At 65.2% G+C, this 13443-nt stretch carries 13 protein-coding genes; 6 read left to right on the forward strand and 7 right to left on the reverse strand.

What is annotated here, in order from left to right:
* Positions 1–46 precede the first annotated feature (46 nt).
* Complete coding sequence (gene rpsB / locus C793_RS0111625) at positions 47–808, reverse strand: 30S ribosomal protein S2 (RefSeq protein ID WP_017431120.1); 762 nt, start codon at positions 806–808, stop codon at positions 47–49.
* Positions 809–1195: 387 nt separating this feature from the next.
* Between rpsB and map the strand changes: the two genes are divergently transcribed.
* The 5 genes from map to C793_RS0111650 all read left to right on the forward strand — a co-directional run bounded on the left by map (position 1196) and on the right by C793_RS0111650 (position 7375).
* Entirely contained in the window at positions 1196–1987 is a 792-nt protein-coding gene (gene map / locus C793_RS0111630; protein WP_017431121.1) for a type I methionyl aminopeptidase, read from the forward strand.
* Positions 1987–4695, forward strand: a complete 2709-nt coding sequence (locus tag C793_RS13920) for a [protein-PII] uridylyltransferase (RefSeq protein WP_017431122.1) — start codon at positions 1987–1989, stop codon at positions 4693–4695. The genes map and C793_RS13920 overlap by 1 nt, the downstream gene beginning before the upstream one ends.
* 118 nt (positions 4696–4813) lie before the next feature.
* Positions 4814–5839, forward strand: a complete 1026-nt coding sequence (gene dapD / locus C793_RS0111640) for a 2,3,4,5-tetrahydropyridine-2,6-dicarboxylate N-succinyltransferase (protein WP_017431123.1) — start codon at positions 4814–4816, stop codon at positions 5837–5839.
* A complete protein-coding gene (gene dapE / locus C793_RS0111645; RefSeq protein ID WP_017431124.1) occupies positions 5826–6998 on the forward strand; it encodes a succinyl-diaminopimelate desuccinylase in 1173 nt (390 codons plus the stop codon). The genes dapD and dapE overlap by 14 nt, the downstream gene beginning before the upstream one ends.
* Positions 6998–7375 carry a hypothetical protein gene (locus C793_RS0111650; RefSeq protein ID WP_017431125.1) on the forward strand — a complete coding sequence of 126 codons (378 nt, stop codon included), beginning with the start codon at positions 6998–7000 and terminating at the stop codon, positions 7373–7375. The genes dapE and C793_RS0111650 overlap by 1 nt, the downstream gene beginning before the upstream one ends.
* Positions 7376–7478: 103 nt before the next feature.
* Here the strand turns inward: C793_RS0111650 and C793_RS14800 are convergent, their stop codons facing one another.
* The 6 genes from C793_RS14800 to radC all read right to left on the reverse strand — a co-directional run bounded on the left by C793_RS14800 (position 7479) and on the right by radC (position 12045).
* The gene (locus C793_RS14800; RefSeq protein WP_026106266.1) at positions 7479–8048 is read right to left on the reverse strand and encodes a cold-shock protein; all 570 of its coding nucleotides are present in this window, start codon (positions 8046–8048) and stop codon (positions 7479–7481) included.
* Between the two features lie 239 nt (positions 8049–8287).
* Positions 8288–9478 (reverse strand): class I SAM-dependent rRNA methyltransferase, encoded by a 1191-nt coding sequence (locus tag C793_RS0111665; RefSeq protein ID WP_017431128.1) that lies wholly within the window; start codon positions 9476–9478, stop codon positions 8288–8290.
* 46 nt (positions 9479–9524) lie between these two features.
* On the reverse strand, positions 9525–10346 hold the full coding sequence (gene mutM, locus C793_RS0111670) for a bifunctional DNA-formamidopyrimidine glycosylase/DNA-(apurinic or apyrimidinic site) lyase (RefSeq protein ID WP_017431129.1): 822 nt from the start codon (positions 10344–10346) through the stop codon (positions 9525–9527).
* Between the two features lie 196 nt (positions 10347–10542).
* Positions 10543–10698, reverse strand: a complete 156-nt coding sequence (gene rpmG, locus C793_RS0111675) for a 50S ribosomal protein L33 (RefSeq protein ID WP_017431130.1) — start codon at positions 10696–10698, stop codon at positions 10543–10545.
* 91 nt (positions 10699–10789) lie between these two features.
* Positions 10790–11026, reverse strand: coding sequence for a 50S ribosomal protein L28 (rpmB, locus tag C793_RS0111680; RefSeq protein ID WP_017431131.1), 237 nt, complete (start codon positions 11024–11026; stop codon positions 10790–10792).
* Between the two features lie 344 nt (positions 11027–11370).
* The gene (gene radC, locus C793_RS0111685; RefSeq protein ID WP_017431132.1) at positions 11371–12045 is read right to left on the reverse strand and encodes a RadC family protein; all 675 of its coding nucleotides are present in this window, start codon (positions 12043–12045) and stop codon (positions 11371–11373) included.
* Between the two features lie 111 nt (positions 12046–12156).
* Here radC and coaBC point away from each other — a divergent pair, with 111 nt between their 5' ends.
* Positions 12157–13422: a bifunctional phosphopantothenoylcysteine decarboxylase/phosphopantothenate--cysteine ligase CoaBC gene (gene coaBC / locus C793_RS0111690; protein WP_017431133.1), complete on the forward strand. Its 1266-nt coding sequence runs from the start codon at positions 12157–12159 to the stop codon at positions 13420–13422.
* Positions 13423–13443: the final 21 nt, after the last annotated feature.

The raw sequence follows: 13443 nt of genomic DNA on the forward strand, positions 1-13443 counted from the left end.
GCCGGGAAGCGCTGGCTCCCCGGCCGGTACCACGGGCGAGCTGTGTTTACTCGGCGGCGGCACTCGGGTCGGCCTGGTCGGCGGCCGGTGCGGCTTCGTCGGTGACTTCGACGAATTCTTCCGGGTCGCCTTCCTTCGCGCTGGCGCAGGCATCGGCGATGGCCTTGACGTAGATCTGGATGGCGCGGATGGAGTCATCGTTGCCCGGAATCACGTAGTCAACGCCGTCGGGGTTGGAGTTGGTATCCACTACGCCGATCACCGGAATGCCCAGCTTGTTGGCCTCGTTGATCGCCAGGCGCTCGTGGTCAACATCCACAACAAACAGCGCGTCCGGCAGGCCGCCCATGTTCTTGATGCCGCCGATGGAGCGCTCGAGCTTGTCCTGCTCGCGGGTTGCCGTCAGCACCTCTTTCTTGACCAGCTTCTCGAAGGTGCCGTCTTCGCGCATGGCTTCCAGGTCGCGCAGACGCTTGATCGACTGACGAATGGTCTTGAAGTTGGTCAGCATACCGCCGAGCCAGCGGTGGTTGACGAACGGTTGGCCCACGCGATTGGCTTCTTCCTTGACAATCTTGCTGGCGCTGCGCTTGGTGCCCACAAACAGAATCTTGTTGTTGGCGGCGGCCATTTTGCCCACGATGTCGATGGCGTCGTTCAGCGCCGGCAGCGTGTGCTCAAGGTTGATGATATGGATCTTGTTGCGCGCACCGAAAATGTACCGGCCCATTTTGGGATTCCAGTACCGCGTCTGGTGGCCGAAGTGAGCGCCTGCCTTGAGCAGGTCACGCATATTGACGTGTGCCATGGTAAAACTCCTGAAACTCGGGTTAGGCCTCCATGCACCCCATGGATCCGACCGACGCCGCCGCAAGGCGTTCATCGGCACCCGGGACCATGTGCCGGTGCATGTGTGTTTTCAAGGCTTGCTTTGGTTGTCCTGCAGCGCGCCGCCGGGCGCCACGCTGCAACAGTGCGATTTCCCGCCGGTCCGGCTGCCCGGTATTTCGACTTCGGGCTGGCGGACGATTGCAGGAAAGCGCGCGGCTTTATACCATAGATCCCCGTCAAGATGAAGTCGAAGCGCCCGGGTGTGCCGAGCAGCAGGCGTGTTTGAACGTCTGCGCTATGCCTTCTATTAAGTGCTGGCTTCAGCTTTTGCCACCCTCCTCCTGCCCAACGTAACCGAGAGTCCATGAACGTCCCGATCAAAACGCCCGCCGAAATCGAAAAGATGCGCGAAGCCGGCCGCCAGGCCGCCAGCGTCTTTGAAATGCTCACGCCTCACGTCAAGGCGGGCATCACCACCGGTGAAATCGACCGCCTGTGCCACGACTACATCGTCAACGAGCTGGGCTCCACCCCGGCACCGCTGAACTACCACGGTTTTCCCAAAGCGACGTGCACCTCGATCAACCATGTGGTCTGCCACGGCATCCCCGATGACGCCAAGAAGCTCAAGAAAGGCGACATCATGAACCTCGACATCACCGTCAAAACCGCCGACGGCTACCACGGCGATTCCAGCGTGATGTTCATTATCGGCGAAAGCATCAAGGGCGAACGCCTGAGCCGCGTTACCCGGGAATGTCTGTACAAAAGCATGGCGGCGATCAAACCCGGCGTGCACCTGTCGGAGCTGGCGCGGATTATCCAGCGCCACGCCGAGGATTACGGCTACTCGGTGGTACGCGACTTTTGCGGCCACGGCATCGGCGCCGGCTTTCACGAAGAGCCGCAGTTTCTCCACTACGACGGCTACTCCCCGGACGCCGATATCGAGCTTGCCGCCGGCATGTGCTTCACCATCGAGCCGATGATCAACACCGGCAGCTACCAAACCCGAGTGCTGCGCGACGGCTGGACGGCGGTCACCCGCGACCGTGGCCTGTCCGCCCAGTGGGAGCATACGCTGCTGGTCACCGAGACCGGCGTGGAAGTGCTCACCGCCCGCAGCGACGAAGACCTGAGCTTCATCGAGGGCTGATGCTCCTCCATCATTACCGGTTTGTACCGGACACCACCCTGCTCGACCTTGATACTTTCCGCGCCGAGCTTGCCGGCTCACGCTCGCCGCTGGCGCCGTTCAAGGCCGCGCTGGAGTCGCTGCAGTCGCGGCTCGACGCCCGGTTCCGCAACGGCGCGGACATCCGCGACCTGGTACGCGGGCGCGCCTGGCACCTTGATCATCTGCTGGCCATTGCCTGGGCGCAATACGCCTGGCCCGACGACGGCGTTGCCCTGCTGGCGGTGGGCGGCTACGGGCGCGGTGAGCTGCACCCCTGTTCGGACATCGACCTGCTGCTGCTGCTGGAAAGCGACGACGACCGCCCCTACCGCGAGCCGCTGACGGCGTTTATCACCTTTCTGTGGGATATCGGCCTGGAAATCGGCCACAGCGTGCGCTCGCTCAACGACTGCGAGCGCGAGGCCGGCGCCGACGTCACGGTCATGACCAACCTGCTGGAAACCCGCCTGATTGCGGGCCCCGAGCCGCTTCGCGAGGCCATGCGCGAACGGCTCGACCCCGACCGTCTCTGGCCGGCCGACCGTTTTTTTGCCGCCAAGCGCGACGAGCAGGTAGCCCGCCACGAGCGCTACAACAACTCGGAATACCACCTTGAGCCCAATATCAAGCACTCGCCGGGCGGGCTGCGCGATATCCAGATGATCGGCTGGGTGGCCAAGCGCCATTTCGGCACCGAACAATACGCCGACATCGTTGCCAACGGCTTCATGAACGACGCCGAACTGCGCATCCTCAGCCAGGGGCAGGCGTTTCTGTGGCAGGTGCGCTACGCCCTGCACATGCTCGCCGGGCGCGCCGAAGACCGCCTGCTGTTCGACCATCAGCGCAGCATCGCCGAGCTGTTCGGCTTCAGGGACACCGCCGAACGCCTGGCGGTTGAGCAGTTCATGAAGCGCTACTACCGCCATGTAACGGCGCTTGCCGGACTCAACGACATGCTGCTGCAGCACTTTGACGAGGTGATTCTGCGCGGCGAGCAGTCGCTGGCCACGGTGGCGCTCAACGAGCGTTTTGAAACCCGCGGCGGCTATATTCAGGCGCGCTCACGGAGCCTGTTCCGCGAGCACCCCGAGGCACTGCTGGAACTCTTCCTGCTCATGGCTCGGCATCCCGACATCGAGGGCGTACGTGCCGACACCATCCGTCTGATTCGCGATCACCGCCACCTGATCGACGACAACTACCGCGACAACCCCGACCATCAGCAGCTGTTCATGGCGCTGCTGCGCTCGCCCGGCAACGTGCCGCGCCAGCTCAGGCGCATGAACCGCTACGGCATTCTGGGCAAGTACCTGCCCGAGTTCGGCCAGGCGGTAGGGCTGATGCAGCACGATCTTTTCCACCTCTATACCGTGGATGCGCATACGCTCAAGCTGCTGAAACGCCTCCACCGTTTTCGCAAGCCCGAAGCCCGGGAAGAGTTTGCCGTGGCCGCCGAGCTGATGCCGCGACTGCCCCGGCTGGATGTGCTCTGGATCGTCGGGCTGTTTCACGATATCGGCAAGGGCCGCGGCGGCGACCACTCGATTATCGGCGCCCGGGACGTGGAGACCTTCTGCCAGCGCCACCGGCTTTCGACCCACGATACGCGGCTTGCCAGCTGGCTGGTGGAGCACCACCTGCTGATGTCGATGACCGCGCAGAAGCGCGATACCACCGACCCCGACGTGATCCGCGACTTCGCCCTGACGGTGCAGAACGAAACCCGGCTGGACTATCTCTACGTGCTCACCGTGGCCGATATCAACGCCACCAATCCGACGCTGTGGAACGGCTGGCGGGCGACGCTTCTGCGCCAGCTGCACGCCGAAACCAAACGCGCCCTGCGCCGGGGGCTGCACAACCCGCCGGACCGCGACGACTGGGTGCGCGAAACCCGCGACGAGGCCCGCGCGCTGCTGCACGACGCCGATATCGACGACGCCCGCATCGACCCGCTGTGGGATTCACTGGGTGACGACTACTTCCTGCAGTACGCCCCCGGCGAAATTGTCTGGCAGACCCAGGGCATTCTCGCCCACCGCGAGCCGCACCTGCCGCTGGTGCTGATCAGCGCTCCCGCCGACGACATGACCGCCGGCGGCACCCAGGTGTTTATCCATACCCGCTCGGTCGACGATCTGTTTGCCGCGACCGCGGCGGCCATGGAGCAGTTGGGGCTGTCGATCCATGACGCTCGTATCGCCACATCGCGCAACAACTGGACGCTGAATACCTTTATCGTGCTGGACAATCAGCACCAGGCGATCCGCGATGGCGAACGTATCGCCGAAATGCACCGCCACCTGGTCGAAGAGCTCGACGACCCCGACGACTACCCGCGTATTGTCAGCCGCCACACGCCGCGCAAGCTCCGGCATTTTCAGGTCGCCACCCACGTCATCATCGAGCAGGACCCGGCCAACGAGCGCACCCTGCTGGAGCTCACCGCCCCCGACCGCCCCGGGCTACTGGCGCGCGTGGGGCGGATTTTCATGGAGCAGGATATCGCCCTCTCCGCGGCCAAGATCGCCACCCTGGGCGAGCGCGTGGAGGACGTGTTTTTCATTACCACCAAAGCCGGCGAGCCGCTCACCGACCCCCGCCGCCAGACGCTGCTGCGGGAGCGACTGATCGACGTTCTCGACGTCCGGAGCGGCGCGTCGGGCTCGCAACGTCGGGTTTGAGACCGCGCCGGGGCTTGCCTATAATCATCCGCCGCTCGGCGCATCAGGACACATGGCCCATCATGGCGCTCTCATGCGCCATGCTATCCGACACATTTCACGGCTAAAGGACAATCACATGCTCAGCTTTGCACTCGGTATCGGCACCCAGAACAACCAGGGCGACTGGCTGGAAGTTTACTACCCCGCGCCGCTTCTCGACCCCGCCAACGACGTGGCCGCCGCCGCCCGCCAGGCACTCGATGCCCCGCAAGGCAACGCCGCCGTGAGCTTTCTCCCCGAGGACTGCGCGCGCCTGGCCGCCGACCTCCGGGCCGCCGGTGATGCGGAGCAGGCCGAGTTTGCGGATTCGTTGGCCGTCAGCCAGCGCCCGCTGGTCGCCGTGTTTCTCGACACCGACCAGCCGCCGGAAACCGTCCCCGAGGTCTATCTCAAGCTGCACTTGCTGTCGCACCGCCTGGTCCGCCCCCACGGCGTCGATCTGACCGGCATGTTCGGCCTGCTGCGCAACATCGCCTGGACCAACGAGGGCGCCATCGACGTCGAAGAGCTGCCGGCGCGGCGCCTCAAGGCACGCCTGGCCGGTCGCGCGCTGACCGTGGATTGCGTGGACAAATTCCCCAAAATGACCGACTACGCGGTGCCCACCGGTATTCGCATCGGCGACACCTCGCGGGTCCGCCTGGGCGCTTACCTGGGCAAGGGCACCACGGTCATGCACGAGGGCTTTGTCAACTTCAACGCCGGCGCCGAAGGGCCCGGCATGATCGAAGGCCGCATCTCGGCCGGCGTGGTCGTCGGCAGCGGCTCGGATCTGGGCGGCGGCTGCTCGACCATGGGCACGCTCTCCGGCGGCGGCAACATCGTTATCCGGGTCGGCGAAGACTGCCTGATCGGCGCCAACGCGGGCATCGGCATCCCGCTGGGCGACCGCTGCACCGTGGAAGCCGGGCTCTATATTACCGCCGGCACCAAGGTCACCCTGATCGACGCCGAGGGTCAGACGGCCGATACCGTCGCCGCCCGCGAGCTGGCCAACCAGAACGACCTGCTGCTGCGGCGCAATTCGCAGAACGGCCGCATCGAATGCCTGACCAACAAGAGCGCCGTCGCGCTGAACGAGGCGCTGCATGCCCACAACTGAGCCGGCGGCGCTGTCACCGACCCTGGAGCTGGCTTTCGAGCTGATGCGCCGCCCGTCGGTCACCCCCGACGACGAGGGTTGCCAGGCGCTGCTGATCGAGCGTCTGGCGGCGCTCGACTTTCATATCGAGCGTCTGCCCTTCGGCGACGTGGACAATCTCTGGGCCGTGCGCGGGCACCACGGCCCGGTGCTGGCCTTTGCCGGCCATACCGACGTTGTCCCCAGCGGCCCGGAAAGCAGCTGGGACTACCCGCCGTTTGAACCCCGCATCGACGCCCAGGGCATGCTTTGCGGCCGGGGCGCATCGGACATGAAAGGCAGTCTGGCCGCGATGGTCACGGCGGTGGAGCGTTTTGTTGCGGCCCACCCCGACCACGACGGGGGCATTGCCTTTCTGCTGACCTCCGACGAGGAAGGCCCGGCGGTGGACGGTACCCGCGCCGTGGTCGAACACCTGCGCGAGCGTCACGAACGGCTGGACTACTGCATCGTCGGCGAGCCCTCGTCCACCGCCCGGCTGGGGGATGTGATCAAGAACGGGCGGCGCGGCTCTCTGGGCGGCGTGCTGCGGGTGCAGGGTATTCAGGGCCATGTGGCCTACCCGCACCTGGCGCGCAACCCGGTGCACCAGGCAATGGCGGCGCTCGATGCCCTGACCCGCGAACCCTGGGACAGCGGCAACGCCTTTTTTCCCGCTACCAGCTTCCAGATTTCCAACCTGCGCGCCGGCACCGGCGCCACCAATGTGATTCCCGGCGAGCTGGAGGCGGTCTTCAACTTCCGCTTCTCTACCGAAGTGACCCACGAAGCGCTCCAGGCGCGCACCGAAGCGCTACTCGACGCCCACGGGCTCACCTATGAACTCGACTGGACGCTGAACGGCAGGCCCTTTCTTACCGCCGAGGGCGCACTGATCGACGCCACCATAGCAGGCGTCACCGCCGTTACCGGCGAGCATCCGGCGCTGCTGACGTCCGGCGGCACCTCGGATGGCCGCTTCATTGCCACCCTGGGCGCCCAGGTGGTAGAGCTCGGCCCGCTCAACGACACCATTCACAAGGTCAACGAACGGGTCCACGCCGCCGATCTGGACACCCTCAGCCGGATCTACACCACCACGCTCGAAGCGCTTTTATCGCCCGTGCAGGAGCCCGCCTGATGGAACGCTACCCGGATATCGAGATTTACCTGGCGCAAACGCCATCGGAGGCGCTCAACACCTGGCTGGCCGACACCCTGGCGGCCGAGCCGCTGGTCCCGGCCGGCAAGGGGCGCTGGCGCACCCGGGGCGTCTGCAACGGCCAGCCGGTACCGGTCCTGCTGGTCGACAACGCGACCCAGCACTTTGCCTGCCTGTGGTTCAACAGCGACAGCACGCCCTGGCCCACCGACCGCCAGGCGGCCCACAGCGCCGCTCGCGCCCTCGACAGCGAAGTACGCTGCTCGACGGGCAGCTGGCAACCCGGCGACGATCCCGACCTCTTCTGGCAGGTGCTGCCGGACGGCAGTGAAAGCCGGGTGCACTGGCCCGATTAGCCCGGCGCTGACCGCCCCCACCATACAAAGTCCATAACGCACTGCATTAAAAAACCCCGCCGAAGCGGGGTCCCGAGCACGAGCACTTTACGACGGCTCGATACTATTCTTCGATGATACTCACGTCGTCGGCCTGAAGACCACGTTCGTTTCTGATGATCTGATAGCGTACCACCTGCCCTTCGTGCAGCATGCGCGGGCCGCGGCCGCGAATCGCGCGAAAATGCACAAAAACATCCTCGCCGCTGTCGCGGGTAATAAAGCCGTAGCCCTTGTTGGTGTTGAACCACTTGACGTCGCCTTCCTCGCGCCCGTCGTCCGGGTCAATGACGTTGTCTTCGTGGTCCACTTCCTGCTCGGCCGGCTCGGCGGCTGGCTGAGGCGCTGCCGCCGGGTCGGCATCCGGCGCCGCGCTCCGGCTGGCCGCCGCCTGCACAACCATCGGCGGCGCCAGCACGGCGGCTGACAGCGTGCCGATACACAGCAGCACAAAGCACCCCAGCGCCGCGGCGAGATAAACGCCGGAAACTCCGCCGACGCGGACAAGCCCGGCCACCCATTCATCAATGAGCGGCACATCCGCCAGGTGAAAGACACCCACCAGCAGCAACGGTGCCGGTGCAGCCAGTAACAGACTGATCAGAATACAGCGCAACACAACTTTTGGATTCATGGATAGAAACAGCTCGCTTGTTACAGAGATGACAAAAAAGGGACAAGGCCATGTCCCGATACGCGGCGCCAGGACCGCTGCCATGGCGGCCATCGCCGCTTATTCCACCGGTGCCGGCCTGGCGGCACCGGCGATACCCTACAAGACCCTGATGTTACCATGTACGACCCAGCGTCGCCTGCTGCTCTATTGACTCAGTTAACTCAGCCGACTCAGTTGACTCGGCCGGGCCAGCGGAGCTAATCGCGGAAAACGCGCACCCCCAGCGCCTTGAGATAGGCAGTCTCGGGGATGGCCGGGTGTATCGGGTGATCCGCTGCCTGGTGTCCCTGAAAAATGACCTGACCCTGGCGATCCTGATGGCGTAGCGCGCCGCGCACCACGTTTACCAGCCGCTCGGGGGCCAGGTGCATCGAGGACGAGCTCGACAGCAGCATTCCGTCGCGGCCCAGCAGGCGCATGGCTTCGCGGTTCAGCTTGCCGTAGGCATGCTCACCGCCGGCCTGATCCTTGCGCTTGTTGATGAACGCCGGCGGGTCCAGCACGACCACATCAAACTGCTCGCCGTCGGCCTTGAGCGCGGCCAGCGCTTCAAAGGCGTCGCCCTCGCCAACGGCCACCTGCTCGTGCAGGCCGTTCAACTCGGCGTTGCGCGCCACGCCTTCCAGCGCCGTCGCTGAGGAGTCCACACAGAGCACCTCGCTGGCGCCGCTGGCCGCGGCCTGGACGCCAAAGCCACCCACGTAGCTGAAAAGATCCAGTACACGCTTGCCGGCAACGTGACGGTTGAGCCAGCGGCGATTATCCCGATGGTTGAAGAACCAGCCGGTTTTCTGGCCGTCGAGCACCGGCGCCGCAAAGCGCACGCCGTTTTCCTCGATCAGCACCTCGTCGGGCAGCGTTCCCGCGACCACCTCGACCCGGGCGTCCAGCCCTTCCTGGCGGCGGCCGCCGGTATCGTTGCGAAACACAATCGCCGCAGGTTTGAGCACTTTTTCCAACGCTTCAACCACGGCCTCACTCTGTGCCTGCATGCCCGCGGTATTGAGCTGTACCACCGCCACGTCGCCAAAGCGATCGATCACCAGGCCGGGCAGCAGATCGCCCTCAGCGTTTACCAGGCGATAAAAGGGCGTGTCGTAGAGCTGCTGGCGCAGCGCCAGCGCCTGCTTGAAGCGGTGCACAAACAGCGAGCGGTCGACCTGCATCGCCGGGTCCCGGGACATGATCCGAGCACAGATCAGCGAACCGGGGTTGACGCAGGCCACACCCAGGGCTCGGCCGTTGGCGGCTTCCACCCGCGCCAGATCGCCTGGCTGAAAGGCTTTCAGCGGTGTGGCCCGGGTGTCCACTTCGTTGGAATAAATCCAGAGATGCCCCGCCTTCAGGCGGCGGTCGGCGTTTTTCCTGAGTCGCAGGGGTTGGCTCACGGTTCTCTCCCGTTCAGGGGTTGGGGGCAGGCGTAGACGCCGTTGGCTAGCGCTGGCAGACCGGGCAGAAAACGCTGGCCCGCTGGCCCAAAACGGCGTGTTTGAGCTGTGCGCCGCAGCGCCGGCAGGGCTCGCCCTGGCGCCCGTAGACGTTCAGCTGCTGGGCAAAATAGCCCGGTTCACCCTGGCCGCTAACGAAATCGCGCAGCGTGGTGCCGCCCTGATCAATCGCGGCGGCGAGCACCTCGCGGGCGGCGTCGGCCAGCCGCGCGTAGCGCACCCGAGCAATACGCCCGGCGGCCCGTCGCGGGTCGATACCCGCCATGAACAGCGCTTCGGCGGCGTAGATATTGCCCACGCCCACCACCACGCGGTTGTCCATGAGAAACGGCTTGACCGCCATGCGCTTGCCCCGTGATCGCTGGAACAGCCGCTCGCCGTCAAACGCTTCCGACAGCGGTTCCGGGCCCAGGTGCGCCAGCCGCGAATCCTGCTCGGCCTCCCCGTCCAGCCAGTCAACAAAGCCGAAACGGCGCGGGTCGTGATAGCGCAGCACGTCGCCGCTGTCCAGCACCAGGTCAATGTGGTCATGTTTTTTCGGCGCGTCGCCCAGCCGGGCAATACGCAGGCTGCCGGACATGCCCAGATGCCACAGCAACGTGCCCGAGGCATCCGCCAGCGGCACCATCAGGTACTTGGCGCGCCGCGCCAGCCGGCCGATGCGCGCGCCGGTCAGCCGTTCGGGCAAATCATCGGGCACCGGTACCCGAAAGCGCGTATGCCGCACGCATACCCGGGTAATTTCCCGGCCTTCAACGTAGGGGGCAATACCGCGTCGGGTAGTTTCCACTTCAGGCAGTTCGGGCATGATCGAGCCGTGCAAAAGCCGCCGGGGCCATGATGGAAAATGCCGCCGGTACCCAGGGGGTTGACCGGCCCGGGCGATTCATACAGCTGTCGTACAGGACGCAGCCGTAATACAGGACGACAGGCATGCAAAAACCCGGCGCGAAGCCGGGTTCTTGAACAGGCCCTCGCCTGCGGAGAAAGCCGGTCACAAGCGTTTACTTGATCTTGGCTTCCTTGTACATCACGTGCTTGCGTACCACCGGGTCGTACTTCTTGAACTCGAACTTGTCGGGCGTGTTCCGCTTGTTCTTGTCGGTGGTGTAAAAGTGACCGGTACCGGCGCTGGATACCATCTTGATCTTGTCGCGCATGGTTCAACTCTCCCAAACCCTGCTGAATGAAAACTGCTGCCGAAAACCCGACACGGCCCGCTGGCCGGTCGGCTGCCTGCCGAGCGTCGACCTAGAAGGACTCGCCGCGCTTGCGCATGTCGGCCAGCACGCTGTCGATGCCTTTCTTGTCGATGATGCGCATGCCCTTGGAGGAAACGCGCAGCTTGACGAAGCGGTTTTCCGACTCGACCCAGAAACGGTGCGAGTGCAGGTTGGGCGCGAAACGACGGCGCGTTCTGCGCTGAGAGTGTGAAACGTTGTTACCGTAAACCGGACGCTTGCCGGTCACTTGACACATATTGGACATGAGAGCCTCCAACCGCTTGGCGAGTTGTTCAAATCTGTTTTCGAACCTGTTTCGAAACCGGCGGGCAGACCGAATCTGAGGAGGGAGATGACGCGCCAGGACCGCGATCTGATACCAACCTCTCGGATTTCAAGCCTCAAGCCCCTGTTCCGATTTCGGACCCCGGCACGATGGTTGCCGGGGTTTACCGGAGTCTGTCTCGGGCCCGATACTCAACCCGGGTTCGTTCGACCCGGGCCCAGTGATTCAACCCAAGTTCAAAGGGGGCACTTTATACCAGAGACGCCGGATAACGGCAAGCCGGTTTGCGCTTTTCGCCCGGCCGGCGGCGTGGCATGGACGGCTTACAGCCAGCCGCGTTCGACAAACGATGTCACTTCGCCGTCGCCTACCACAAAGTGGTCCAGCACGCGGACATCCAGCAGCTCGAGTGCATCCTGCAGCTTCCGGGTGATGCGCCGGTCGGCGTCGCTGGGCTCGGAAACGCCCGACGGATGATTGTGCGCCAGGATAACCGCGCCGGCATTGAGTTCCAACGTGCGCTTGGCGACTTCCCGCGGGTAGACCGAAGCGCTGTTGAGCGTGCCGCGAAACAGCGACTCAAACCGCAGAATACGGTGCTGGGTGTCCAGAAACAGCGCGGCAAATTCCTCGTGGCCGAGATGGCGCATCCGCGAGGTGAGATAGTGGCGCACCAGCGCCGGCGAGGTCAGCGCATTGCCCCGGGCCAGCTGGCTTGCCAGGTGCCGGCGTGAGAGTTCCAGGGTTGCCTGCAGCTGGGCGTACTTGGCCGCGCCCAGCCCGTTCTCCGCACAGAAGTGCTGCTGGTCGGCCTCCAGCAGCGGGCGCAGCCCGCCGAACGCCGACAATAGATGCCGCGCCAGATCTACCGCAGAATACCCGCTCACACCGGTGCGAAGAAAGATGGCCAGCAGCTCGGCATCCGACAGCGCCTCGGCGCCCAGATCCAGCAGCTTCTCGCGCGGCTGTTCGCCTTCCGGCCAATGGTTGATGCCCATATCACCCTCCCTGGTGGTTGCGCCCCGGGTGTTCCCCGTAGCGGCAGCATGCCAAAGCTGCGGCGCAAATGGTATGGTAGCGTCCCTGAAAATCGCAGAGGCAACCCTGATATGGCGGCCATGAGTTTATCGGGCAAGCGGGTTCTGCTGGGCGTCAGCGCCGGCATTGCCGCGTATAAAAGCGCATTGATCACACGCCTGCTCAAACAGGCCGGCTGCGAGGTGCGCGTGGTCATGACCGAGGGCGCCCGGGCCTTCATCGCGCCCATGACGCTACAGGCGCTGTCCGGCGAACCGGTACGCACCTCGCTGCTGGATACCGCAGCCGAAGCCGGCATGGGCCATATCGAGCTGGCCCGCTGGGCCGATGCGGTCGTCATTGCCCCGGCCACGGCCGATGTCATGGCACGGCTGGCCAACGGCTTCGCCGATGATCTGCTCACTACCCTGTGCCTGGCCAGCGACGCCCCCGGGCTGATCGCCCCGGCCATGAACCAGGCCATGTGGCGCAGTCCGGCGACCCAACGCAACCTGGCCACCCTGGCAGACGACGGCTGGCGGCAGGTCGGCCCCGCTGCCGGCGACCAGGCCTGCGGCGATACCGGGCCCGGGCGCATGAGCGAGCCGGAAGAAATTCTGGCGGCGCTGACTGACTGCCTGCCGCCGTCGACGCCGGCGCCTGACGACGACGCAGCGCATCTGGTGATAACCGCCGGGCCGACGCAGGAAGCGCTGGACCCGGTGCGCTACCTCACCCGGCACGCCCTCTCCAACCACAGCTCGGGGAAGATGGGCTACGCGCTGGCCGCCGCCGCGCTGGAACAGGGCGCCCGGGTGACGCTGATCAGCGGCCCGGTAGCGCTGCCCACTCCGGCGGGCGCCCAGCGCATCGACGTGACTTCCGCCGCCGACATGCACCAGGCGGCTCTGCAGCTGGCGCCCGACGCCGATATTTTCATCGGCTGTGCGGCGGTATCGGACTATCGCGCCGCCGAACCGGCCGCGCACAAGCTCAAGAAAACCGCCGACGACGACACCCTGACCCTGACGCTGGTCAAGAATCCCGACATCATCGCCGACGTGGCCGCGCTGCCTTCCGCCCAGCGCCCGCCGCTGGTGGTGGGCTTTGCCGCGGAAACCCGCGACGTCGAGCAATACGCCGACGACAAGCTCGCGCGCAAGGCGCTGGACATGATCGTGGCCAACGACGTCTCCGCCGCCGGCCTGGGCTTTGGCAGCGACGACAACGCCGCTTGGCTGCTGTGGCGCACACCGGCGGGTAGCGCCTCCGAACACCAGCCACCGCAGCCCAAGACACAGCTGGCCCGGGCCGTGATCGCGCGCGCCCTGGTGCAACGCTCTGCCCTTTTGCCCTGACATCGCTTTGCACTGACACTG

Source organism: Vreelandella jeotgali Hwa, assembly GCF_000334215.1.
GTDB classification, from domain to species: Bacteria; Pseudomonadota; Gammaproteobacteria; order Pseudomonadales; family Halomonadaceae; genus Vreelandella; species Vreelandella jeotgali.